This is a genomic window from Demequina sp. (assembly GCF_016278765.1).
Lineage (GTDB): Bacteria > Actinomycetota > Actinomycetes > Actinomycetales > Demequinaceae > Demequina.
In genome coordinates this window covers 55,272-79,625 of record NZ_JADQBE010000017.1, presented here as the reverse complement: position 1 = coordinate 79,625, position 24,354 = coordinate 55,272, and the positions used below count along the sequence as shown (strand labels likewise).

19 protein-coding genes and 2 pseudogenes are annotated in these 24,354 nt (G+C 65.8%); 12 read left to right on the top strand and 9 right to left on the bottom strand.

The features are described 5' to 3' along the window. Nucleotides 1–281 precede the first annotated feature (281 nt). Genes QZZ29_RS03315 through QZZ29_RS03295 form a run of 5 tightly spaced genes read left to right on the top strand, consistent with a single transcriptional unit; the run spans nt 282 to nt 5,391 of the window. A complete protein-coding gene (locus QZZ29_RS03315; RefSeq protein ID WP_291381359.1) occupies nt 282–1,622 on the top strand; it encodes an extracellular solute-binding protein in 1,341 nt (446 codons plus the stop codon). After that, a complete protein-coding gene (locus QZZ29_RS03310; protein WP_291381357.1) occupies nt 1,612–2,565 on the top strand; it encodes a sugar ABC transporter permease in 954 nt (317 codons plus the stop codon). The genes QZZ29_RS03315 and QZZ29_RS03310 overlap by 11 nt, the downstream gene beginning before the upstream one ends. After that, complete coding sequence (locus QZZ29_RS03305) at nt 2,562–3,386, top strand: carbohydrate ABC transporter permease (protein WP_291381355.1); 825 nt, start codon at nt 2,562–2,564, stop codon at nt 3,384–3,386. Before QZZ29_RS03310 ends, QZZ29_RS03305 begins: the two co-directional genes overlap by 4 nt. Beyond that, nucleotides 3,383–4,369, top strand: a complete 987-nt coding sequence (locus QZZ29_RS03300) for a Gfo/Idh/MocA family oxidoreductase (RefSeq protein WP_291381353.1) — start codon at nt 3,383–3,385, stop codon at nt 4,367–4,369. Before QZZ29_RS03305 ends, QZZ29_RS03300 begins: the two co-directional genes overlap by 4 nt. Continuing rightward, complete coding sequence (locus QZZ29_RS03295) at nt 4,366–5,391, top strand: Gfo/Idh/MocA family oxidoreductase (protein ID WP_291381351.1); 1,026 nt, start codon at nt 4,366–4,368, stop codon at nt 5,389–5,391. Before QZZ29_RS03300 ends, QZZ29_RS03295 begins: the two co-directional genes overlap by 4 nt. 204 nt (nt 5,392–5,595) lie before the next feature. On the opposite strand, the pseudogene QZZ29_RS03290 reads toward QZZ29_RS03295, so the two are convergent. The 7 genes and pseudogenes from QZZ29_RS03290 to pta all read right to left on the bottom strand — a co-directional run. Next, nucleotides 5,596–6,309: pseudogene (locus tag QZZ29_RS03290) on the bottom strand (phosphoketolase); the annotation flags it as partial. Between the two features lie 6 nt (nt 6,310–6,315). Then, nucleotides 6,316–6,510: pseudogene (locus tag QZZ29_RS03285) on the bottom strand (hypothetical protein); the annotation flags it as partial. A gap of 163 nt (nt 6,511–6,673) precedes the next feature. Continuing rightward, on the bottom strand, nt 6,674–8,593 hold the full coding sequence (locus tag QZZ29_RS03280; protein WP_291381350.1) for an ABC-F family ATP-binding cassette domain-containing protein: 1,920 nt from the start codon (nt 8,591–8,593) through the stop codon (nt 6,674–6,676). A 205-nt stretch (nt 8,594–8,798) separates the two neighbouring features. Continuing rightward, entirely contained in the window at nt 8,799–9,602 is an 804-nt protein-coding gene (locus tag QZZ29_RS03275; protein WP_291381348.1) for a hypothetical protein, read from the bottom strand. Between the two features lie 52 nt (nt 9,603–9,654). Beyond that, nucleotides 9,655–10,404: a hypothetical protein gene (locus QZZ29_RS03270; RefSeq protein ID WP_291381347.1), complete on the bottom strand. Its 750-nt coding sequence runs from the start codon at nt 10,402–10,404 to the stop codon at nt 9,655–9,657. A gap of 194 nt (nt 10,405–10,598) precedes the next feature. Then, on the bottom strand, nt 10,599–11,735 hold the full coding sequence (locus QZZ29_RS03265; protein WP_366478951.1) for an acetate kinase: 1,137 nt from the start codon (nt 11,733–11,735) through the stop codon (nt 10,599–10,601). A 5-nt stretch (nt 11,736–11,740) separates the two neighbouring features. Further along, nucleotides 11,741–13,822, bottom strand: a complete 2,082-nt coding sequence (pta, locus tag QZZ29_RS03260; RefSeq protein WP_291381345.1) for a phosphate acetyltransferase — start codon at nt 13,820–13,822, stop codon at nt 11,741–11,743. A 170-nt stretch (nt 13,823–13,992) separates the two neighbouring features. Here pta and QZZ29_RS03255 point away from each other — a divergent pair, with 170 nt between their 5' ends. Genes QZZ29_RS03255 through guaA form a run of 3 tightly spaced genes read left to right on the top strand, consistent with a single transcriptional unit; the run spans nt 13,993 to nt 16,678 of the window. Further along, nucleotides 13,993–14,775 (top strand): SURF1 family cytochrome oxidase biogenesis protein, encoded by a 783-nt coding sequence (locus QZZ29_RS03255; protein ID WP_291381344.1) that lies wholly within the window; start codon nt 13,993–13,995, stop codon nt 14,773–14,775. Then, nucleotides 14,772–15,116 (top strand): DUF3817 domain-containing protein, encoded by a 345-nt coding sequence (locus QZZ29_RS03250; RefSeq protein WP_291381343.1) that lies wholly within the window; start codon nt 14,772–14,774, stop codon nt 15,114–15,116. The genes QZZ29_RS03255 and QZZ29_RS03250 overlap by 4 nt, the downstream gene beginning before the upstream one ends. Beyond that, a complete protein-coding gene (gene guaA / locus QZZ29_RS03245; RefSeq protein WP_291381341.1) occupies nt 15,113–16,678 on the top strand; it encodes a glutamine-hydrolyzing GMP synthase in 1,566 nt (521 codons plus the stop codon). Before QZZ29_RS03250 ends, guaA begins: the two co-directional genes overlap by 4 nt. 152 nt (nt 16,679–16,830) lie before the next feature. Here guaA and QZZ29_RS03240 read toward each other — a convergent pair whose 3' ends face one another. Then, nucleotides 16,831–17,100, bottom strand: a complete 270-nt coding sequence (locus QZZ29_RS03240) for a hypothetical protein (RefSeq protein ID WP_291381339.1) — start codon at nt 17,098–17,100, stop codon at nt 16,831–16,833. Then, nucleotides 17,097–18,599 (bottom strand): PspC domain-containing protein, encoded by a 1,503-nt coding sequence (locus tag QZZ29_RS03235; RefSeq protein WP_291381338.1) that lies wholly within the window; start codon nt 18,597–18,599, stop codon nt 17,097–17,099. The genes QZZ29_RS03240 and QZZ29_RS03235 overlap by 4 nt, the downstream gene beginning before the upstream one ends. Nucleotides 18,600–18,762: 163 nt before the next feature. Here QZZ29_RS03235 and QZZ29_RS03230 point away from each other — a divergent pair, with 163 nt between their 5' ends. From QZZ29_RS03230 to pcrA, 4 genes are all read left to right on the top strand, one after another. Further along, on the top strand, nt 18,763–19,779 hold the full coding sequence (locus tag QZZ29_RS03230; protein ID WP_291381336.1) for an ATP-binding protein: 1,017 nt from the start codon (nt 18,763–18,765) through the stop codon (nt 19,777–19,779). After that, nucleotides 19,776–20,426, top strand: coding sequence for a response regulator transcription factor (locus QZZ29_RS03225; RefSeq protein ID WP_291381334.1), 651 nt, complete (start codon nt 19,776–19,778; stop codon nt 20,424–20,426). Before QZZ29_RS03230 ends, QZZ29_RS03225 begins: the two co-directional genes overlap by 4 nt. A 213-nt stretch (nt 20,427–20,639) precedes the next feature. After that, nucleotides 20,640–21,848: a GGDEF domain-containing protein gene (locus QZZ29_RS03220; protein ID WP_291381332.1), complete on the top strand. Its 1,209-nt coding sequence runs from the start codon at nt 20,640–20,642 to the stop codon at nt 21,846–21,848. Nucleotides 21,849–21,903: 55 nt separating this feature from the next. After that, the gene (pcrA, locus tag QZZ29_RS03215) at nt 21,904–24,267 is read left to right on the top strand and encodes a DNA helicase PcrA (protein ID WP_291381330.1); all 2,364 of its coding nucleotides are present in this window, start codon (nt 21,904–21,906) and stop codon (nt 24,265–24,267) included. Nucleotides 24,268–24,354: the final 87 nt, after the last annotated feature.

Genomic DNA, 24,354 nt, shown 5'->3' with positions numbered 1-24,354 from the left:
ACGCGATTCCCCCGACCTTTCCGGGGGAGTCGCGCTACCGGGCCTGGTCGGGGTCATGCGAGCAGTCTCTCACAACACATCAGTTTCCTTCCCTTACGCTACATCGTTGTCGGCTTGCTCGACCACTATGTAGTGAACCCTACCTTTTTTGAACGTATTCAAGTGTGAAAGCATAACTTTCTCGTATCGACGCTTGACACCGAGTGCTGAAGGCTGGTTTGTTTGGGTCTATCACAAACACAACGCCCACTCCGACGGTGGGGTCGACGAAAGGTATTCAGATGACAATGGCGTCTCGCAAGGCCAAGTTCGTGGCCGCTGGAACGATAGGTATCGCACTGCTGATTGCGGGCTGTACCCCCGGAACGGCCAAACCCACCCCATCTGACCAGTCTTCTGCGACTGGGGGGGAGGTGTCGACGGCGGTTCCCAGCGACCCGGTCACGCTCACGCTGGCGTTCACTGACAATCCCGAGATGACCGACGCGCTCGCGGCTGCCTTCCACGAGAAGTACCCCCAAGTGACGATCGAGACCCAGTTCACTCAGTTCGCCGACTACGTCAAGTCCCTCAGGCTCTCGATGAGCTCGGACTCCGCACCGGACATTGCGCAGTACAACGCGGCGCTCAAGGATCTGTCAGCGGCCGGACTCGTCGTTGACCTGACAGATTACGAGAATGCGTACGGCTGGGACACGAAATTCCCCAAGTCCGCGCTTGACATGCTGCGGGTCGACGAGACCGGCAAGATCCTGGGAACCGGCAGCCTGATCGCGGTTCCAGGTGGACTCTCTTTGGTGGGTCTTTACTACAACAAGGACTTGATGGAGCAGGCTGGCATCAGCGCGCCGCCAACGTCGGTCGACGAACTCACTGTCGATCTCGAGAAGGCTAAAGCCGCTGGTATCACCGGTTTGTCGCTGGGCGGACTCGACTATGGCTCGCTCCACGCCTGGGCGGGTCTCATGAACTCCATGACGAACACTTCCGACTGGCGTGACTGGATCAACGGCAAAGGGGGGGCTGACATCGTGACTGCCGACGCTATCGCCGCGACCACCCTGTTTGCCGACTGGGCGAAGAAGGGGTACTTCCCCGAGTCGGCGAACGGCACGACCGAGGCCGACTCTGCTGTGGCGTTCGCGAAGGGCGATGGACTGTTCCTCGTCGACGGCAACTGGGACGCTGCTGCTATCGGAGAGACGATGGGCGACAATGTCGGATTCACGGTCTTCCCTCCGAACTCCAACAGCAACAAGGCAGTCGGTACCGGGTTCAGCGTCTCGTACATGATCTCCTCGAAGAGCGAGAATCAGGCCGCTGCAGCCGCGTTCCTCGACTTCCTGAGCAGCCCCGAGGCCGCCGTCATCGAAAGCAACGGGGGGTTCCTTCCTCCGAACGCGAAGGCCGCTCCTCCGGCCACCGGCATTCAGGCCGACCTCAAGGCAGCGAACGAGACGATCGTCTCCGATGACGGGCTGACTCCCTTCCCTGACTTCGCCGCGCCCGCAATGCTCGACAGTCTGACCTCAGGCTTGCAGCAGGTTGTCGCCGGTCGCATGGAGCCGAAGGAGTTCTTGGAATCGCTGCAGAAGGTGTGGACTGCCTATCATGGCGGCTGACGCCGACGGCGTCGTCCAAGGGCGGCGTGACGAGACCCCCACACGGGTCTCGTCACGCCGCCCAGGCGCTGCGCGGCGGGTGCGTCGACCTCGCTGGATCGGATTCGCGTACCTCGCGCCCGCAGGGACGCTGTACCTGCTGTTCGTGCTCGTTCCCGGTATGCACACACTGTGGCTGTCGCTATTTCGCTGGGACGGAGTGACGGTGGGGACGTGGGCTGGAGTGGACAACTACCGGGCCGTCGCGGAAAATCCTCTGCTCCGGGGCGCCGTGGTGCACGCATTTGTCCTGGTGGTCTTCTTTTCGGGGTTCTCGATCGCCGTCGGACTACTCATGGCCGCCATTCTTGGGCGACATCGTCGACGTGGCATGACGTTCTACAGGGTTGTCTTCTTCCTTCCTCAGGTCGTGCCGATGGTGGCGGTTGGCATCACGTGGCGATGGATGTACACCGAGAATGGGGCGGTCAACCAGATCCTGAGGGCCGTGGGACTCGACTCGATCACACAGGCGTGGTTGGGCAACTTCACGCTCGCATTGCCTGCGGTGGGGTTGATCGGCACATGGGCGCTGTCAGGTCTCTGCTTTGTGCTCTTCCTCAGCGGAGCACAGAAGATCGACAATTCGCTCTACGAGGCGGCTCGGATGGATGGCGCAGGAGCTGTACGCGAGTTCTTCGCTGTCACGCTACCCGCACTGCGTGGCGAGATCGCGGTTGCTTTGACGATCACGGTGGTTGCCGCGCTCGCCAGCTTCGACATTGTCTACGTGACAACGAATGGATCGCCTGGCAACACCACCACCGTCCCGGGCCTGCTGGTATACCGTCTGGCCTTCACTGATGGCCAAGTGGGAGTCGCCTCCGCACTTGCTGTCACCCTCACCGCACTGATCGTCACCATCGTTCTGTTCATACAACGTCTGACCCGGGAGACGAAGTGAAGCCGAGTCACTCCAGCAGTGTTGTTGCCTACGCCGTCATGACGGCTATGGCCGTGATCACGCTCCTGCCCTTCGTGAGCATCTTTCTGGCGGCGCTTCAACCGCCCGGTACCTTGGTATCCGGAATCTCAATACCTCAGGAGCCGAGTTTCGAGAGTTTCGGTGCGGCGTGGACGACCGCTTCATTCGGAAACCTCCTGTGGTCGAGCATCAAGATCTGTGCCGCAGTCGTCCCGATCTCGGTGATATCCGCGACGCTTGCCGCATACGCCCTCGCGACGCTGAAGGTGCCCGGTCGTTCAGCCATCTTCGTGGTGTTTCTGCTCGGCCTCACGCTTCCCGTCGAGTTGATCGTCATCCCGCTCTATTTCGACCTGCGTGGGATCGGACTGACCAATACCCCGTGGGCCGTGATCCTGGCGGAGTGCGGGCTCTTCATGCCATTCGGCATTTTCTGGATGCGAACCCACTTCCTGTCAACCCCGCGTGAAATCATCGAGGCCGCTGAACTCGACGGCGCCACGCCCATGGTGACGCTACGCCGTGTACTGCTGCCGATCTCTGTGCCCGCATTGTCGACCATGGCGGTCTTGTTCTTCATGTGGTCGTGGAACCAGTTCCTCCTGGTGCTCGTACTGATCCAAGATCCGAACCAACGCACAGCCCCCGCTGGGCTCGGTTTCTTCGTTGGTCAGCACTCAAGCGACATCCCCGTCCTGGCAGCGGGCACGCTGATCGTCATCCTTCCGATCCTCTTGACGTACCTGGTGTTCCAACGGAAGTTCATCAGCGGCATGCTTGAAGGGGCGGTGAAAGGATGACTTCGACTCAACCGTTGACCGTCGGCGTGGTCGGGGCAGGGGGAATTGCGCACCCCCATCTGGCTGCGTGGCGATATCTCGGCGTTCCCGTCGTTGTGCACTCAGACGAGGGTGCCGCGGCGGCGGCACGTCAATATGGCGCGCGCAGTGTGGCGCACCTTGACGAACTTCTTGGGCAGTGCGACGTCGTCGATGTCTGTACGCCCACGTTTACCCACCACGATATTGTGCTTTCCGCCGCTGCGGCCGGCCGGCACGTCATCTGCGAGAAGCCACTCTCACACACTCGCCATGAGGCGGTTGAGATGATTGAGGCCTGTGCCGCAGCCGGCGTTCAATTGCACCCCGGTCACGTAGTGCGTTACTTCCCGGAGTACGTAGCGGCGAAGACGGCCGTTGACGCCGGCAGGATAGGCGCGCCCGCGGTCCTGCGACTCACTCGTCGTGGAGCCCGGCCCGAGCGGTCGTGGTTCGCCGAGTCCGCGAAGTCGGGAGGCATTTTGATTGACCAGATGATTCACGACTTTGATTTTGCCCGATGGATTGCTGGCGACGTGACTCAGGTCTATGCGTCGGTGGTCGGCTCAGCCCCCGGTCCGACGATCGGCATCGCCGTCCTGACGCACAGCAGCGGTGCGCTGACTCATCTCGTGGGCGGATGGGGACATCCAGAAGAGAAATTCCGGACATCCTTTTCCATCGCCGGCGCCCACGGGCTACTGCGACACTCGAGTACCGAAGCCGAGTCGCTCTCGTGGTCCATACCGGGAGCCAGCCCGGCGCGCGGTGAACTGATCCCATTGGGGCCACGTGGACGCTCACCTTTTGTCGCTGAACTCGGGGAGTTCTTGGCGTCATGTTCGGGCGGACCGACGCCGCGCATTACAGCTGCAGATAGTTTGGCCGCTCTTGCCATTGCGTCCGCCGCATCCAGGTCAGCTGAGACCGGCCTGCCCGTGCGACTTGAGGAAGGTGTCCTGTGAAGAAGCTTCGAGTAGGGATCGCGTCCTTCGCCCACGTGCACGCTTCCAGCTACGCGGCGATCCTGCGTGACCGAGCTGACGTTGAGCTTGTGGCGACCGATCCCGACGCACTGACAGCACCCCCCGATGAAGTGCGCGGAGCGTCGCTGGCGACCGAACTCGGGGTGAGACTCGTGCCTTCTTATGACGCGATGTTTTCCGAGGGCCTGGACGCCGTCGTCGTCTGCACGGAAAATTCGCGTCACCGAGACGTGGTGGAGCAGGCGGCGGAGGCCGGGGTCCACGTGTTGTGTGAGAAGCCCTTAGCAACGCGGCTCGACGACGCAGAGGCGATGCTGCGCGCGTGCGCGCAAGCCAACGTCATTCTCATGGTTGCATACCCAGTGCGGTTCCATCCCGGCTTCTGTGCCATGCGGGAAGCCATTCAGCGCGGTGATCTTGGTCGGATACTGGCCATCACCGGTACCAACAACGGCCAGGCTCCCCTCGCCTCGCGGCGCTGGTTCCTCGATCCCGAACTTGCGGGTGGCGGCGCCTTGATGGACCATACCGTTCACGTCGCCGACCTTCTCGACAATCTGCTGAATGTCAGTCCAGAACAGGTCTATGCCCAGGTAAACCGGGTCATTCACGCCGATGAGGTGTCGGTCGAGACCGGCGGGCTTTTGGCGATGACGTACGCCAACGGCACCGTAGCCACCATTGACTGCAGTTGGAGTGCCCCCTCGAGTTACCCCAGCTGGGGCGGTTTGACGTTGGCCGTTGAAGGAGACCTAGGCAGCGCACGGCTTGATGCCTTCGCGGAGAACGTCGAGGTCTTCGATGACCGCAGCGGGGGCCTTCGTTGGGATGCGGTCGGCGTGAACTTGGACGCACTTATGCTCGATGAGTTCCTGTCGTGCGTGCGGTCCGGACGCTCCGCACAGCCCGACGGGGACGTCGGCTACCGCACTCTGCAACTGGTGCTGGCGGCTTACGAGTCTGCGTCATCGGGTCACCCGGTCATGATGACAGGGCCCTGACCGCAAGCGGAACAGACTTCTTTCAGCAAGAACGCTCAACTCATGAGCGGTGCGTTGCCCGAGGGCTACTTACGGACGTCGCAGCACCGTCAAACGACGGACCCCTGGCACATTGATCCAGGGCTCGAAAATACGAGCCCACGTACCCACGTGACACGAACCTCACCACCGTGGGCCCGGCATCGAACGCCAGCATCGCGCCACCTACTTGTTGTCACCGCCGGTGGCGGCGACAGCGTCCACAGCATTGTCAACCAAACCGCGGGCGTCTGGCCAGACCCAATCCGCCACTTGCGGCTGATCTTCGCCGAATTCGCGGGCATCACGGCGGGCCCCCAGGCGCATGTCGAACAGCTTCTGACGCAGTGACGCCGCGCGAGTTCCCAGCCCGGGAACCCGGTCGATGACGTCGATTACCAGGTGATACCTGTCAATATCATTCATCATCGCGATGTCGAACGGGGTGGTGGTGCCCTCTTCCTTGTAGCCGCGCGCGTGCAGGTTGGCGTGGCCGGTCCTGCGGTGGGTGAGCCGGTGGATGAGCCACGGGTAGCCGTGGTCATTGAAGATGATGGGCTTGTCCGTGGTGAACAGCTGATCGAAGTCCCGGTCGGATAGGCCGCGGGGGTGCTCCTTCTCGGGTTGCAACCGCATGAGGTCAACCACGTTGATCATGCGCACCTTGAGGCGCGGAAGTTCCTTGCGGATGATGTCGATAGCCGCCAGGACTTCGAGTGTGGGCACATCGCCCGCGGCGCCCATCACGGCGTCGGGTTTCTCGCCCAGCGGCACGGTGGACGCGAAGCCCCAGATGCCGATGCCGCGCGTGCAGTGGTCGATCGCCTCGTTCATGGTGAGCCATGAGGCCTGCGGCTGCTTGCCGGCGACCACCACGTTCACGTAGTCGCGCGAACGCAGGCCGGCGGTGGTTCCCCAGTGGCCCACCAGGCGCGGCTTCACGTGATCGCGGCGAAGCGGCTCGCGTAGCACGGGGTTGTCGAGCAGGTAGATCTGGCCGACGCTCAGGTAGGTGGTGGCGCGCCACCACCGGTCGATGGCCGCGACGTCTTCGCTGCTTGCGATGTCGGCAGGGTGGTAGCTCCAAGGGTGCGGCGGCACACCGACCTCCTCCTTGTGGGGTACTTGCCCGCATGCCACGTGGCGAACGAATCCGTGAGGTGGTGTGGCCCGTCACGAGGGCCATCTCAACACTCACCGCGATCGGGACGGAGGTGAGTTCGCAGTGGTCTGGGCGCAGGTGGGGGTCGCGTTCAGGCGGCAGCTAGCCGAGGGCCTCGCTCAGTTCGAGCCACCGCTCCTCGAGCTCGGTCGCCTTGGCGTCGAGCACAGGAAGTCGCGCCGCGAGGGCGGCGAGTCCCGGGTAGTCCGTCGGGTCGTGAGCCGACATCCTGGTGTCGAGCTCTGCCTTCTGCTGAAGAACCTTCTTGAGCCGCCGCTCGACTGCCGCCAGTTCCTTCTGCGCCGCTCTCAGGCCCGCGCCCGATAGCGCCGCACCGTTGACGCTACGAACCGGCGTCGCAGTCGACGCGCCCTCTCTACCGGCCTCACTGGCGCTTGCGCCCGCGCGTCCAGTATCCGAAAGGTTCGCAGCGTCGGCGGGGGAGGGCGACGCGCCGCCGCCGTCGGCAGCATCGGGCCCGAACGTGCCCACGCCGCCGCCGACGCGGGACATGCCTTGCGCGAGCGAAATGTACTCGTCGATGCCGCCGGGCAGGTGCCGCAGGCCGCCGTCCATCACCGCGTACTGCTGGTCCGTGACGCGCTCCATCAGGTACCGGTCGTGGCTTACCACAATGAGCGTTCCCGGCCACGAGTCGAGCAGGTCCTCGAGCGCCGCGAGCATGTCCGTGTCGAGGTCGTTGGTGGGCTCGTCGAGCACAAGCACGTTCGGCTCGCTGAGCAGCACCACCAGTAGCTGCAGCCGACGACGCTGACCCCCGGACAACGCGCTCACCTGGGTCTTGAGTTGGGAGGGATTGAAGCCCACCCGCTCCAGCAATTGGCCGGGCGTGAGCTCGGTGCCGTCGGCGAGCTTGATGGACGAATACTGCCTGAGCACGGTGGCGACCCTGTGACCCGCCCATTCGTCGAGCTCCACGAGGTGCTGCGACAGCGCGGCGACCTTGACGGTCAAGCCGCGCTTGACGTAGCCCTGCGTCGCCTGGACCTCACCCGTGATCAGTTTCAACAGCGTCGACTTTCCGGCGCCGTTGGGGCCCAGAATCCCGGTGCGCTCGCCCGGCCCGATGAGCCAGGTCACGTCCTTCAGCACCTCCATGGGCGGCGGGCCAGGGTAGGTGACGTGAGTGTTGATGAGGCTCACGACCTCCTTGCCGAGTCGGGCGGCGGTCATGCGCTGAAGCTTGATGGGGTCGCGCACTTCGGGCACGTCCGCGATGAGCGCATTCGCCGCGTCGATGCGGAACTTGGGCTTGGTGCTGCGTGCCTTCGCGCCGCGGTGCAGCCAGGCGAGTTCCTTGCGCAGCAGGTTCTGCCGACGCTGCTCCGTCACGGCGGAGATGCGGTTGCGTTCCAGGCGTTGGAGAATGTACTCGGCGTAGCCGCCCTCGTATTGCTCGACCCCGGCGTCGACCACTTCCCAGGTGCGCGAGGTGACCTCGTCGAGGAACCAGCGGTCGTGGGTCACCACCAGGAGCGCGCCCCGGTTGGTGGCCCACCGGCGCCGCAGGTGCGATGCCAGCCACGCGACGCCGTCGATATCCAGGTGATTCGTGGGCTCGTCGAGCACCAGCACGTCGTCGTCGTCCACGAGCGTGCGCGCCAACGCGACGCGGCGACGTTGTCCGCCCGACAGCGAACCCACGAGGGCATCGGCGTCCAGATCCGGGACCAGGCCAGCCATGATGTCCCGAACCCGTGGGTCGCCGGCCCACTCGTGCCTCGCCGCGTCGCCAACGATCGCGTCGAGCACGGTGGCACCCGGCGTAAAGGCGTCCCCTTGGTCGACCACGCCGACGCGCACGCCCGTGGCGCGCGTCACGCGACCGGCGTGCGCGGGCCTGAGGCCAGCCAAGACGGAGATGAGGGTGGACTTGCCGGCGCCGTTGGCGCCGACGACGCCGATGCGATCGCCGTCTTCCAGGCCGAGCGTGACACCGTCGAGAACGGGGCCGGTGCCGAAATCGACGCCGAGACCCTCTGCGCCGATCAGATGTGCCACCCGCCAAGGGTAGACGTTCTGGCGCCCCCGATTCGACTGCGGTGGGGCCACAGGGGCACGTCCGTCAACGTCGCCGCGGATACCCTTGCCGCATCGGACCTGCACACCCTCGGCATCTGCTTGGGGCGCAGCTCAGGGCGATGGCGCTTGGCGGTGTCGAGCGCGGCCAGCGCGAGCGTCCGCTCGCTACGCGCGTGGCTCGACGCTAGCGGCTTCTCTTCAGGGGAAGTTCGGCAGCATGTGCGGTGAGTGCGCTGTGCCTCTGCCGCCACAGGGGGAAGGTGCGAATCACCAATGCCGGCCACAGCGGAGTGCTCGACAGGACACGGGCGGCGGCGTCGGCTTTGATGCCCGCGACTTCGTCAAAGACGTCCTCGAGCAGCCCGGCGAGATGGCGGTGCACCGTGTGGTCGTCGTCGTCGCCGTCGAGGTCGATCGTGTAGGCCGCGTAGCCCGCCGCACGCAGCAGGTCCTCCCGCTCCATCACCTGGTGTGCCGCCTCCGGACCCTGCAGTTCCGCGTGAATGATCGCTAGCGCCACTCCGTCCCGCAGGGGGTTGACGAGCGAGGCGCGATGCGCGTCAAAGAAGTCGGCGTCGTCGAATTCCGTCTCGGTCGCGAGGGCCACGGCCAACGTGCCCTCTTCACCCCTGACCATGGTGATCGCGCGGCCGACCGCCGATTCGGGGTTCGCGTGGACGATGCGCACAGGTTGGGGCCCATACGTGTCATCCCGGACAATCGCGCTCATGGGCGTCAGGCCGTGATCCTCGCCGGGAGAGTCGCACGGGGCCGCGGAGACGAAGGTGGGCTGGTGGCGGCGTTTGTGTGCGGCGCGGTCGACGTGGACAAGCACCAGTGAGTGCAACGCGTCGCGGCGCCAATGGCACGGCACCTCAGCCGCGCGTGGTGTGCGAGTGTTGCGCCACCACTCGTCCATCGCGTTCACCACTACCTCCGCAGGCTCGCGGCCCGCGTGCGTGACCCAACTGGAGATGGGAGTTTTCATGTCAAGTCACCTACCTCGTGCGTGCGGCTCAGCAGACAGTGCGCGGTGGACCTCACCTGAACCCCTCACCGGGGCTTGCACGCATCTCGACGAGCGGCCACAGCGGCGGACGGCTGAGTAGCCTCGCCTCCGCGTCCGACTTGATCTGAACGATCTCGTCAAGGACATCTTCCATCAAAAGCGCCAGGCGCGTGTGATCCTCCAGCGTGAAGTCATCCCAATCGCATTCGAAGGTATAGCTGGTGAAACCCATTGCACGGACGATGTCCTCACGGTCCTGCGTTTCCTGCTCCGAGTCTCCGACGGGAACGATCATGAACGGGATCACGACGCCTCCGTGGCGCGGATTGAGAAGCTGCGCGTTGTGCAGGTGGAACAGATCGGCGTCCATGAACTCGGACTCGGTGAAGACGGGAACGAAGGCCGACATGTCGGCCCCGGCCGCGCTCGCGATGGCTTCGGCCAACGTGGACGTGCCCCCAGTGTGCTCGACCAGCAACTCTTCGGGGCCGAATTCGTCGTGGTCGATCACGTCGCACATGGGGCGTAGGCCGTGAGCCGCGAGGGACTGCAATCCGCATGGGTGAGAGGACAGGAACGTTGGGCGCTGACGGCGCTTGTGGAGCGCCCTGTCGGTATGGGCAACGATTCCGGCGAAGACCGCATCAGCCAAGAACGGGCAGGATCCGGGTGTGGCGGCAGCGAGTCTCACCGAGTCATCGATCCACTCGTGAAGAGCACGAATCATCCCGGCGTTGGGCTCGCGAGATGCGTGCGCCACCCAACTCGACGTTGTCGCCATGTTGTCCTCTCGCCTCACTCCAGCCGCGCGGTCACAGGTGCCCACGCGGCTCGCTTGCGTGTCAGTGTGCTTATCGGCCAACAACGGCGTGTGATGAGCAACTTTGCCAAGACGGGCCCCACGTGATGCACCGCGCCGTCGAAACCCTCGGCGTCGCGGGCGGTCAGCGGAGGTCGCCTCCCGCTTGGGGTGTCCTACGAGACGGCCGCGATCGACTGGAGTGCGATCTCGCGTTCCTCGTTCGTTGGGACTACCCAGACCTCGACAGCGGACTCGTCCGCGCTGACCAACGCGGCCTGCTTCTTTCGGCCAGCATTGCGTTCGGGGTCGATGATGATGCCCAATTCACTCAAGCCCACGAGTGACTGCAGACGCACCACGTCGGAGTTTTCGCCCACGCCCGCGGTGAACACGATCGCGTCGAGGTGACCCAATTGCGCGTAGTACTGACCCACGTAGCCGCGGATGCGGCGGCAGTAGATCTCGAGGCCCAGTTGGGCGTCGTGGTCGCCGTCGGCTGCGGCCTTTTCGACATCCCGCATGTCCGAGTAGCCGGTGAGGCCCAGCATCCCCGACTGGCGGTTGAAGAGGTGGTCGATCTCGTCGAGCGTCATTCCGGCGCTGCGGCCCAGGTGGAATGCGATGGCGGGGTCAATGTCGCCGGTCCTGGTGCCCATCACGAGGCCCGCGAGTGGGGTGAGGCCCATCGACGTGTCGATCGCTCGCCCGGCGCGCATGGCGCACGCGGAGGCTCCGTTGCCCAGGTGCAGGGCGATGATGTTGACCTCGTCGGGGCGCTTTCCCATGACCCGCGGTGCCTCGTGAGCCAGGTATGCGTAGCTGGTGCCGTGGAATCCGTACTTCCGAATCGCGTTCTCGGCCGCGACGTTCCTGTCGATCGCGTACGTATACGCGGCTTCGGACATGGTCTGGAAGAACGCGGTGTCGAAGTTGGCCACGTGAGGCGTGTGGGGGAACGCCTGACGGGCGGCGGTGATGCCCGCCAGGTTTGCCGGGATGTGGAGCGGACCGAGCGGCGCCAGCAGTGCGATCTTGCGCTCCACCTCGTCGTCGATGATGGTGGGGGCGGAGAACTCCTCGCCGCCGTGCAGAACGCGGTGACCCACGGCGCTGATCTGACTGAGGTCGATGCCGGACTCTGGAGCGCCGAGGCGTTCAATCACCTCGCGGATCGCGAGGCCGTGGTCCGTTACGCGCTCGATCAGCCCGGACGCGAGGGGCGCGTCAAGGGTGGTGTCGACCACCTGATACTTGACGGAACTCGAGCCACAGTTGAGGACGAGTGCCAATCCGATGTAGTTCACTGCCACTGGGGTTATCCCTCCGCCGCGTTGTCCGCGCTCATCTGCTGTGCCTGAATGGCCGTGATGGCCACGGTATTGACGATGTCCTGGATCAGTGCACCGCGGCTGAGGTCGTTGACGGGCTTCCTGAGACCCTGCAGGACCGGGCCAACGGCAACCGCGCCTGCGCTACGTTGCACGGCCTTGTAGGTGTTGTTTCCCGTGTTGAGGTCGGGGAAGATCAGCACGGTTGCGCGTCCGGCCACCGGGGAGTTGGGTGCCTTCGACCTGGCGACCGACGGTTCCACTGCGGCGTCATATTGAATCGGCCCGTCGATCAGCAGATCCGGGCGCCGCTCGCGCACCAACCGGGTGGCCTCGCGGACCTTGTCGACATCGGATCCCGTTCCGGACTCGCCGGTCGAATACGACAGCATGGCGATGCGGGGCTCAATGTTGAACTGCTGCGCCGTCTCGGCGGACGAGATGGCGATGTCGGCGAGCTGTTCGGCCGTGGGGTCGGGGTTCACCGCGCAGTCGCCGTAGACGAGGACGCGGTCGGCGAGACACATGAGGAATACCGACGACACGACCGAGACACCCGGCTTCGTCTTGATGATCTGGAACGACGGCACGATGGTGTGGGCCGTGGTGTGCGCCGCCCCTGACACCATGCCGTCCGCGAGCCCGAGCTCCACCATCATGGTGCCGAAGTAACTGACGTCCTGGACCCGGTCGCGCGCCGCCTCAGGGGTCATGCCCTTGTGCTTGCGCATCTCGTAGTACTCGGCGGCGAAGCGGTCGACGTGCTCGGGGTCCGACGGTGACAGCAGTTGCGCCGCGGACAGGTCGATGCCCAGTTCTCCGGCCCTCGTCGTGATCGCGGCCGGATCGCCCAAGATGGTGAGATCCACCACGTTGCGGGTCAGCAGGGTGCCCGCAGCGCGAAGAATGCGATCGTCTTCGCCTTCGGGAAGGACGATGCGCTGGCGTTTGGTGCGTGCCCTGTCGAGTAAGGCGTACTCGAACATCAGCGGCGTCACCACGTCGGTTTCCGCCAGGTTCAGTCGATCCGTGAGCTGTGAACCATCGACGTAGTTCTCAAACATGCTGAGCGCCATGTCGACCTTGAGGACGGACTCGCGAGACAAGCGGCCGCGGGTGTTCCAACACCGCTGCGCCGTCTCAAACGTGCCCAGCTTGGTCGCGATGATCGGCAGGGTGGGACCCAAGCCGTCGAGGAGGCGCTGGACCGACGGGGGCGGCAGGAAGCCGCCGTTGACCACGATGCCGGCCAGCGCGGGGAATCCCGTGGCGGAGTGTGCCGTCAGCGCGGCGAGCAGGGTGTCGGACCTGTCGCCGGGGGCGATGATGAGGGCGCCCTCTTCGAGACGGTCCAGCAGGTGCTCCACCGTCATGGCGCCGATCGAGATGGCGCGCACCTCGCGCGACAGGAGAGCCTCATCTCCCGCGATCATCTCGCCGTCGATGGCGTCGCGCAGTGCCCCGAGCGTCGGCGCGTACAGCAGTGGCTCTTCGGGGAGCGCCGCAACGCCAATGTCTGCGGGAAGGGCTTTCCGGATGGCTTCGACGTCGTTGGGCTCACATCGGTTCGCGAAGACGGCGACCACCTTCGCGTGATGGTCCTCCATGGTGCTGCGTGCCTGCACGAGCACGTCCGCAATGTCGGATGGCGAGCGGTCGGCGCCGCGGATCACGAGCGCGACGGGCGCGCCCAGGTTCGCGGCGACCTTGGCGTTCAGCTCAAACTCCGCCGGACCCGCGACGTCCGTGTAGTCGGTGCCGACGATCACGACGGCATCGCACTTGCGCGCGACCTCGTGGTAGCGCGTCACGATGCGCGAGAGGGCCGCTTCGGGGTCCGCGTGGATCTCCTCGTAGGTGACGCCCACGCACTCGTCGTAGTCCAGGTCGACGCCGTCGTAGCCCAGGAGGAGCCGCAGGACGTAGTCGGATCCGGTCGAGACGCGCGCGACGGGCCTGAAGATACCCACCTTCGTGACGGTGCGCGCGAGGAGCGCGGTGATGCCGAGGGCGATCGTTGACTTGCCCGTATCTCCCTCGACGGATGCGATGTAGATGCTACGTGTCACCCCCTAAGCATTCCACGTCTTGGCCGGGACCTTGAGACCAGGCGCGTTCGGGGCGCGCGTCACCATAGGCAGACGATGCGCCCTACGATGCCAAGGTGGAGGGGCGCAACGTGGTGCGCTCGCGCCCTTTCGAGACCGCTGCCGCGTAGCGCCCGCGAAGGAGTCTTTCCGTGACAACCGCCGAAGGCGGCCCTCAGGGCACGCGCCGTCGCTCGCGTGACGTGCGGTGGGCCGCGGTTGCCACGGCAGGTCTGCTCGGAGCGGCCGCCCTCATCATCGGCGGGCTGCTGGGCACGTGGCAATGGGATCGCGCGCACCAGCAGGCGTCCGCCACCGAGCCGGACCCGCCCGCGCCGTTGGCCGACGTGATGCGCCCGGCGCAGCCAGGACGCGGCGAGGGACGGTTGGTGGAGGTCACGGGAACGTGGGCTGACGCCGCGGTCGCACTGGTGCCCGGCAAGGAAGTCGACGGCACCGACGCGGTGCTGCTTGTCATGCCGCTGTTCGTTCCCGCTGCGCTGACGGGAACCGGTCAGGCAGCGACGCTGCCGGTACTGATGGGATGGCAGCCTGCCGTCGAGGTCGCCGACGTGGCCGCCGTGCCGCGCGCCGGTGGCGAGGCGAGGGTGTCCGGCTATGTGCGGGGTGGGGAAGGCTACCTTGCGCCCCCAGACCTCGAGCCGGTCGGCTCGGCCATCTGGGTGGGTTCCATGGCGACCGCGGCACTGGCGCAGGAGTGGCCCGCCCCCGTGTACTCGTACCTGGTGGTGGCAGACACGCCAGCGGCGGGCTGGAATCCGATGCCGGCGCCCGCGGATCGTAGTCGCCTCGACATTCGCTCCCTCACGTACGCGGCCGAGTGGTGGCTCTTTGGCGGGTTTGGCGCGGCCCTGGCCGTCCGATGGATACGCGACAATGGTCGCGTAACAGACGCCGAAAAGGAGACCGAGTGACCATCGAATCCCCCCTGAACGGCACGCTCACCCGTTACCGGGTCATGGCGTACATCACCGGCTCGTTCCTGCTGCTGTTGACCGCGGTGACGCTCGTCAAGTACATCGGTCTCGCGGTCGGTTGGGACAGCGAGGGCTTCTGGAGCTTCGCGACGCTCGTCGGCATCATCCATGGCTGGATCTTCATCGTCTACGTCGCGGCGTGCGCCTTTCTGTGGATGCGCATGAAGTGGGCGTTTGGTCGCCTCGTCACGATGGTCCTCGGCGGGGTGGTCCCGGGCATGTCCTTCGTGATGGAGCGCCGGATTTCCCGCGAAGTGGCCGCTAGCCTTAACCCGTGACTACCGCGCATCGCCCCGTCCTCGTCGTTGACTGCGGCGCCCAATATGCTCAGCTGATCGCGCGCCGTGTGCGCGAGGCGAACCTGTACTCCGAGATCGTGCCTCACTCGATGAGTGCCGCCGACATGCTCTCGAAGAATCCCGCCGCGATTATCCTGTCCGGCGGCCCGTCCTCCGTCTACGAGGAGGGCGCACCCACCGTCGACCCCGCGATCTACGGCGCCGGCGTGCCCGTGATGGGCATTTGCTACGGCTTCCAGTTGATGGCGCAAGCACTCGGAGGGACGGTCGCGAAGACGGGTCTGCGCGAGTACGGCCGCACGGCCGCAGCGGTGTCCGACGTCGGCGTCACCCTGTCGGGCAGCCCCGACGTGCAAACCGTGTGGATGAGTCACGGCGACTCCGTGCTGCGAGCACCCTCGGGTTTCGCGGTGCTCGCGTCCACGGAAGGCGCTCCGGTTGCCGCATTCGAGGACGCGGAGCGCCGCCTCGCCGGGGTGCAGTGGCACCCCGAGGTCAAGCACACGCCGTTGGGGCAGGCGGCGCTGGAGAACTTTCTGTACCGCGTGGCGGGGCTGGCCCCCGACTGGACAAGCTCGAGTGTGATCGACGAACAGGTCGAGCGAATCCGCGCGCAGGTGGGCTCCGGCCATGTGATCTGCGGACTGTCCGGCGGCGTCGACTCCGCCGTCGCTGCGGCCATCGTCCAGAAGGCCGTGGGTGACCAGCTGACGTGCGTCTTCGTGGACCACGGCCTGCTGCGCCAGGGTGAAGCCGAGCAAGTCGAGCGCGACTTTGTCGCGGCGACGGGGGTACGGCTGGTGGTGGCGGATGAACGCGACCGGTTCCTCGACGCACTCGCTGGCGTCACGGATCCCGAAACCAAGCGCAAGATCATCGGCCGCGAGTTCATTCGATCGTTCGAGGCCGAGGCACGCAAACTCGTGCACGATGCGGGGCTGGGCGAGGAGGTTCGCTTCCTGGTGCAGGGCACGCTGTACCCCGATGTCGTGGAGTCGGGTGGCGGCGAAGGCGCCGCCAACATCAAGAGCCATCACAACGTCGGCGGGTTGCCGGACGACCTCAAGTTTGACCTGGTCGAACCGCTGCGCGCGCTGTTCAAGGACGAGGTCCGCGCCGTGGGGCTCGAGCTCGGCCTTCCGGAAGAGATCGTGTGGCGCCAGCCTTTCCCCGGCCCCGGACTGGGCATCAGGATCATCGGCGCGGTGTCGGCCGCCCGGCTAGAGATCCTGAGGGCGGCCGACGCCATCGCGCGTGAGGAACTGTCCACGGCAGGGCTCGATCGCGACATCTGGCAGTGCCCCGTGGTGCTGCTTGCCGATGTCCGCTCCGTGGGAGTGCAGGGCGACGGCCGCACCTATGGCCACCCGGTGGTGCTGCGCCCCGTCTCTTCAGAGGACGCGATGACCGCCGACTGGACCCGTGTTCCCTACGACGTGTTGGCCCACATTTCCAACCGCATCACCAACGAGGTGGCGGAGGTCAATCGCGTGGTGCTGGACGTCACGAGCAAGCCTCCCGGCACGATCGAGTGGGAGTAGCCGAAGGCTACGGACACTCGGGTGTGGCAGGGTGGCACTCGGCCGCGTGAGCGGACGAGTGGGAGTAGCCGAAGGCTACGGACACTCGGGTGTGGCAGGGTGGCACTCGGCCGCGTGAGCGGACGAGTGGGAGTGAGCGGGCAGCAGCGCTGCTAGTTCCCTGAGGCCGCCTCGGAGAGGTCGCGCGGTTCGCCGTGGTCAGTGCCGAGACTGGGCGTCCGGGTGGTGTTGTCGCCGCGCATGCCAGCGATGACGGCGGTCAGCAACAGCCAGCCGCCGACCGCCGCCAGGCCGATGATCCAGACGAGTTCCACGTCGATGCTCTTGCCGGACAACACGGCGATGGTGATCGCTCCTAGGGCCGCGATGGTGGCTCCCACGAGCATGGACGTCAGGCGTTGCACAGGGCGTCGGCGGATCATGATGAGACCTCCGTAATGACGATGGTGTTGGAGTAGGCGTCGTCGTGGACCGCCAAGGTGACGGCGGGGCCGACGTTGTTCTTGAGCGACAGGTGCTGGTCGCGGGCGTTCCAGAAGTCGCACGTGATGCCCCGGTCTGGCCATACGACGTGCGCCTGGGCATCGCCGCGTCCCACGACGTTGAGGTCGGTGCCCTCGCTGATGGTCACGTACGTCACTTGCGACACCACATCGACGGACGTATCCGCCTCCAGTGACGCGAATGACAGGCGAGTGGTGCTGGCGGGATTGGTCGGCACCGTTGCGTCGTTGCGGCAATCGCCGTTGATGAGCACCTCGGTGTAGACATCGACAAAATCAGTGGTGGCATCGATAGAGTCCGCGTTCGCGTCAAGGGAGTCGAGCTGCCGTGCGACGTCGCCAATGTTGATGTTCACCAGGTCGCCGTCGTTCGCGTAGGTGTCGCGCAACTCGTCGGCCCCGGCGGTGATCAACGGCAGCGGAAGGGCCAAGACAATCGCCATGAAACCCATGAATCCCAGCTTGCGGCCTGCAAGGCTGACGATCATCAGGAGTACTCCCAGGCCGGTCACCATGACGACAAACCAGGCGACCACAGGGTGAACCGCGAGCTGATCCTCACGATCCAACAGGCCCACTGCGGCCCCTGACAGGATGATCCACGCGAGCCCGGCCAAGGAGAAGCCGCGACCCGGTCCGGGCACGCGCGGCTTCGCAGGCGGGGCCGAGTGGTAGGACGTGGGCTGGGCTGGCGAAGCGTGCGGGGCGGGGGTGGGCGCCGACGCCGCCGCGGCGCTGGGCGGCATCGCCGCGTATACGGGCGTCGCAGGCGTCTCATGGCTTGCCTGCGCAGCAGGAGTCGGCGCCGTCACATCGTCCCGCCCGACGGGAGAAGTGGGCGCCTCGGAGGGGGTCGGTGCGTCAGCCGCGGGGGCGGGCCGCGGCCCGCCGGCAGCAGCCGGCTGACCGGGCGACGGGTTCTGAGAGCGCCGTGCCATCGCGATGATGAACCACACCAGTCCGCCGACGAACGCGAGGGAAACCAGCACGCTCGCGATGACGGGCACGATCGTCCACGGAGTCGCGTCGGAGAAGGAGAGGTTCCCCACGCGGAAGACTCCGCTGGTGAACGGGCCCGATCCGTCAAGGCCTCCTATGCCGAACAGAGTGAGTACGGCGATGCCGACCAACGCGCCTACGTTGGGCACGCCGCGGCCAAAGTTCTGAATGATGATGTTGCCCCGCCGGTCCGGCAGCAGTCCCCACGCGGCGGCGTACGCCAGCAGCATGAGGCCGTTGAGGACGATTGCGGCGATGACCACGATGAGGCGGGCCGGGCCGGTGGCCATGCCGACTCGTTGCGCGAGGCCGTCGACGACGCCGCCGAGAAAGCCGTTGTCTCCGCGTGTGAGGCCCCACTCGCGAATGGCGCGGAAGAACCCGGCCTCGCGGGGCTGCTGCTCAGATGGGCTGGTCATGGAATCCTCCTGTGATGTTGCCTCCATGCTCCCGGTCGAGATGTGTGTCGCGCCATGAGGGAAGCACCTGATTTCTCCCCTGATTTCCGGCGGCGGCCGCCCGGGGAGGGGATCGGCCGTGTGGGGGAGGCAGGACAGTGGGGCGGTGTGTGACGATAGCGACGTGAGCGACAGCACGAGGATCGCGCGCCCGTTGCGTCGAGCGGCGCAGCCAGCGCAGTGGTGGCGCGCCCTGCTGGGCATGCTCATGGTGGCTTCCGCGCTCGCGCTGTTGGCCAGGCGGCACGGGATGGACGAGCTGGCGCCCTGGGCGTTGCCGACGATCGTCTTCATCGCGGCACTCGTGTTGGTGTGGAGCCCCCTCGACGATGCCGTCCAGTCGGATCCGCGCCGACCCGATGTTGTGAGCCTGTTTTCCCGCGACGCATGGGCGCGCGTGGTAGTGGGGGTCGTGCTGTCGATCGTGGCGCTTGCATGGTTGGCCCAGTGGGACTTCGGCAACCGCCCCTTGCTGCGCGCCATGGTGGTCCCGGCGGCCACTGTGGGCGCCGCCGCCCTGGTTCTGGCGCCGTGGTGGATGCGGCTGATTCGACAGGTGGCCGTTGAACGGGAGCAGCGCGTGCGGGAGTTCGAGCGCGCAGAGATCGCCGCCCACCTGCACGATTCCGTGCTGCAGACACTGACCCTGATCCGTGCCAAGTCTCAGGAGCCCGAGACCGTCGCCCGCCTGGCCCGAGCCCAGGAACGCGACTTGCGCGCCTACCTGTATCAGGACCGCCATTCCGAGGCCGACTCGGTGGCGACAGCGCTCACGACGGCGATGTCGGAGGTGGAGGACACCCACGGGGTCGCGATTGAGGTGGTGCACGTGGGGGACGCCCCCACGTCCGACTCACTGCGAGCCGTGGTGCACGCCACCCGCGAAGCGGCAACAAATGCGGCCAGGCATGGCAGCGAACCGATCAGCGTCTACGCGGAGCTGACGGACTCCGCGTACGACGTCTTCGTGCGCGACTCCGGCCCCGGCTTCGACCCTTCCACGGTGGATCCCGATCGGGCCGGCATCCGCCACTCGATCGTCGGCCGCGTGGAACGCCACGGGGGAACGGCGTCCGTGGCGTCGGCGCCGGGAGCCCGCACCGAAGTCTCCATCACCATGCCCAGGAGGGAACAGCGATGAGTGTTCGAGTCGTGATTGTCGATGACCATGACGTGATTCGAGTAGGCGTGCGGGAGTCTCTCGACGCCGACATCGAGGTGGTGGGTGAGGGGCGCGACGTCGAGTCGGCGGTCGAGTCGGTGCGTCAGCATCACCCGGACGTGGTGATCCTCGACGTCCACCTTCCCGGCGGCACCGGCGGTGGGGCGCTTGATGTGCTCGCCGAGATCCTCGGCACCGCTGATGCCCCCAAGGTCCTGGCCCTGTCAGTGTCAGACGCCGCCGACGACGTGGTGGCCGTGGTGCGGGCGGGGGCCCGCGGTTACGTCACCAAGTCCATTTCCGGTCCTGACCTCTCTGACGCCGTCAGGCGCGTGAATTCAGGAGACGCGGTGTTCTCGCCGCGTCTTGCCGGTTTTGTGCTCGACGCCTTCAATGCGGCGGGAGGCGAGGTTGCTGAGGCGGACGAGGACCTCGATAAGCTGACGGTGCGCGAGCAGGAGGTCATGCGGCTCATCGCGCGCGGCTACACGTATCGCGAGGTTGGCGAGAAGCTGTTTATCTCCATCAAGACCGTCGAGACTCACGTGGGCAAGGTGCTTCACAAATTGCAGCTGTCCAACCGTCACGAATTGGCGCGGTGGGCCGCGCAAAGACGCATTGTCTAGGCCACCACTCGCCGCGGTGTGAAGAATTGCACAGGGCCTCGTGGTGTGATGTGCCGCACAGTCTGAGCGCAGGCTGGGGGCGTGGGTGGACGGGGCGCCGAATGCCCCCAAAGAGGGGGGCAGCCATGTCTCGTATCGGACGCGAGCGTGCCGATTAACCTCATGAAACGCGCCCCGGCGTGGTTGCGCCGGGACGAGCCAGGAGGCAAGGGTATGAAGCGTTGGAGAAAGAGGAGCCAGGTCGGCGACTCGGAGCCCGCTGTGCTGACTCCTGCCCACGTTCAGGTCTTGCGCGACCGCCAGGACGCCAGGGGCGTCCACCTTGTCAAGATGTTCCTACTGGTCTGCCTTGTCGGAGCGGGTGCGGATGCGGCGCTCTTCGGATCGATCGACGCGCAAGAGTACAAGCTGATCCTGGGGATCACGATCCTCGGCGCGGTGCTGTTCGCCTTCGCCTACTACTTGGTCCGCGATGGTCGCGAGTTGCATGGCGTGGTTCTGGCCCTCGTCGTGTCCAGCGTGCACATCCTTTTCCTGTGCTCCCAGATCTCTGCGGCCGTGAGCGTCGAGTCGATCCTGTTTCCGATCGCGCTTGCGCCGTTCGTGATAATCCGCCGAGATCTGCCAGCGCTGCGGCTCGCGCTGGCGTCGTTCGCCATTGTTGTGTACGTGGTGTGTGAGCTTGTCTTTCCCGAGGGCTCGGCGCCACGTCCTCTCGTCGGGAACGTCGCTGAGGCCTTCGCGAGGGGAAACCGCGTCACCGCGGCCATCAGTCTCCTGGTGTTGCTGGTGATCCTTCAGCGGAACATGTCGACCACGCGGCGGATTCTCGAGGGTGCGGCCCGATACGGCGAAGTGCGCGCCACCACGGACGAGTTGACGGGTGTCTTCAACCGCCGCCCGATCATTGCACAACTGAGCGAATGGGCGGAGCGGGGTCGCGGCAACTACGCGATCGCGCTGATCGACCTCGACCACTTCAAGACGATTAACGACGAGTATGGCCACAACTGCGGCGACACGGTGCTCCAGACGGTGGCTCTGACCCTCCGCAGTCACTTCCGCAATTCCGACATGGTGAGCCGTTGGGGTGGCGACGAGTTCCTGGTGCTGATGCCCGGCGTTCGGCACTTCGATCTTGTGCCGATGCTTCAGCGTTTGCGCCGCACGATCACTCTGATCGAGGAACGCTGCGGGGACCACGTACACCATGTCACGGTGTCGATCGGCGCGTCGATGGGCGCCATCGGTCAGACGTCGGACGAGTGCATCGCTGCCGCCGACCACGCGCTCTACCGCGCCAAGGCGGAGGGCCGTGACAAGGTGATAGCGGTGGGGGTGAGTCGAGCCACACAGGCGCAGGGTCGGCCGCCTGCGGACGACACCTTTGCTCCGCCCTCGGGACCCGTGCACCGCCAGTAGCGCCTCGACGCTGCGGGACCCGCGCGTCGGCCGTGGGACCTAGACTGGTGCAGCCATGGATGCACTCTTCGACATCGCGTCCGCCGGGTCGTCCCCCTTGATCGAGGGCCTCAACCCTGAGCAGGCTCAGGCCGTGGTGTATGACGGACCCGCACTCCTGATCTTCGCGGGGGCCGGGTCCGGCAAGACGCGCGTACTCACTCACCGCATTGCCCACCTTCTTGAGTCCGGAAGGGCCCGTCCGCACGAGGTGCTGGCCATCACGTTCACCAACAAGGCCGCCGCTGAGATGCGCGCACGTGTCCAGGCGCTCGTGGGCCCCGAGGCGCGTCAGATGTGGGTGTCGACGTTCCACTCTGCGTGCGTGCGCATGCTGCGGCGCGACCACGAGCTGGCGGGCCTCAAATCCACCTTTTCAATCTACGACACCGCCGACTCGGTGGCGGTCATGAAGCTGGTGATGAGGGAACTTGACATCGATCCCAAGAAGTTCACGCCCAAGGCGCTCTTGGGCCGCGTCGGAAGCTTCAAGGATGAGCTGATCGACCCCGAGATGGCGGCCGCGGCGGGCGAGGCCGCTTCGCGCTACTCAATCGACCACGCGGCTGGCATGGCGTATGGCGCCTACCAGCGCCGCCTCGAGGCCGCCAACGCCGTCGACTTTGACGACATCATCGTGAAGACCGTGCGCCTGGTCCAGAACCATCCCGCCGTGGCGGCCCGATATCGCGCCCAGTTCCGCCACGTGCTCGTCGACGAGTACCAGGACACCAACCATGCCCAATACGTGCTGGTGCGCGAACTGGTGGGGGACAGCGGCAACCTGACGGTTGTCGGTGACGCAGACCAGTCGATCTACGCGTTCCGCGGCGCCACGATCCGCAACATCCTCGAGTTCGAGAAGGACTACCCGCACGCCGAGGTGATCCGGCTTGAGCGCAACTACCGGTCCACGCAGAACATCCTGACCGCCGCCAACGCCGTGATCTCCCACAACGCAGGTCGACCCTCGAAGAATCTCTGGACCGATGCCGGGGCGGGCGAGCGCATCATCGGCTATGCGGGCGACACCGAGCAGGATGAGGCCGTATTCATCGCCGATGAGATCAAGAGGCTCACGACGGCCGAGGACGTGGCACCCGCCGACATCGCGATCATGTACCGGGCGAATGCGCAGTCGCGTGCCATCGAGGAGCGTTTCATTCGCGCGGAGATCCCCTACAAGGTGGTGGGCGGGACACGCTTCTACGAGCGGCGCGAGATCAAAGACATGCTGGCATACCTGGCGGCCGTCGTGAACGAGGACGACGACGTGGCCACCCGGCGCGTGATCAACACGCCCAAGCGCGGCATCGGCGACACCACCGTCGAAGCCATAGAAGGGCTGAGACGCGACCTCACGCTCGAGGCGCGGCGAATGGGCCAACCAGGGGTGAGCTTTGGCGCGGCGCTGCGCCAGGCGGAGAACCTCAGCCTCGCGACCCGCTCCGCGCGACCGGTGGCCGAATTCGTGTCGCTCATGGACGACTTGCGCTCGCTCGCGGCCGACAACGGACCCGCGGGAGTGCTCGACGCTATCGCCGACCGCTCGGGGATGCTGCGCCAGATGCGCTCAAGCGAGGACACTCAAGACGAGGGCCGCATCGAGAACATCATGGAGTTGGTCGCGGTAGGCAGAGAGTTCACCGAGGAGAACCCTGACGGGACGTTGGCCGACTTTCTGGAGAAGGTCGCGCTCGTCGCCGACGCCGATCAACTTCCCGACGACGACGGTTCGGGCGGCGTCGTCACCCTCATGACGCTGCACACGGCCAAGGGGCTGGAGTTCCCTGTGGTGTTTGTGGTGGGCCTTGAGGACGGCACCTTCCCGCACATGCGGTCCATTGAGTCCGGCGACGTGAAGGACCTGGAGGAGGAGCGCAGGCTCGCCTACGTGGGTTTCACGCGGGCCCGCGAGCGCCTGTACCTGACCCGCGCCGAGGTGCGTTCAGCGTGGGGCGCGCCGCAGTATCTGCCCGTGTCTCGCTTCGCGGAGGAGATTCCGGCCGACCTTGTTGAGTGGAAGCGCTCGGAGACATCGATGTCGTCGCTGCGCGCACGAACCCAGCGGCGCGGAGATGGCGGCTGGTCGAGTACGTACGGCGGCGGGGCCTACGGAGGAAGTCAAGATCGCGAGGATGGCAACACGTACGCGAAGGCTGGCGCCGTGAGGTCCCGGCGCGTCCCCCCCAGCCCGCCCGGTACTCCGGCCGGCGACGCGGGCTTTGAGGTGGGAGACCGCGTCACCCACGACAGCTTCGGAATGGGCAAGGTGGTCGGCACCGAAGGTGCCGGCCGTCACGCGGTGGTCAAGGTCGACTTCGGGGCTGCCGGTGTCAAGCGGCTGGCCCTGCGGTTCAACGCGATCACCAAGTTGTAGTCAGTGCGCACCGCCCCCAACCGGCCTGGTGGCCGACCCGCGTGGGGTGTGCCCCGCCAGTAGTCTGGGACCTTGTCTCCACGAAAG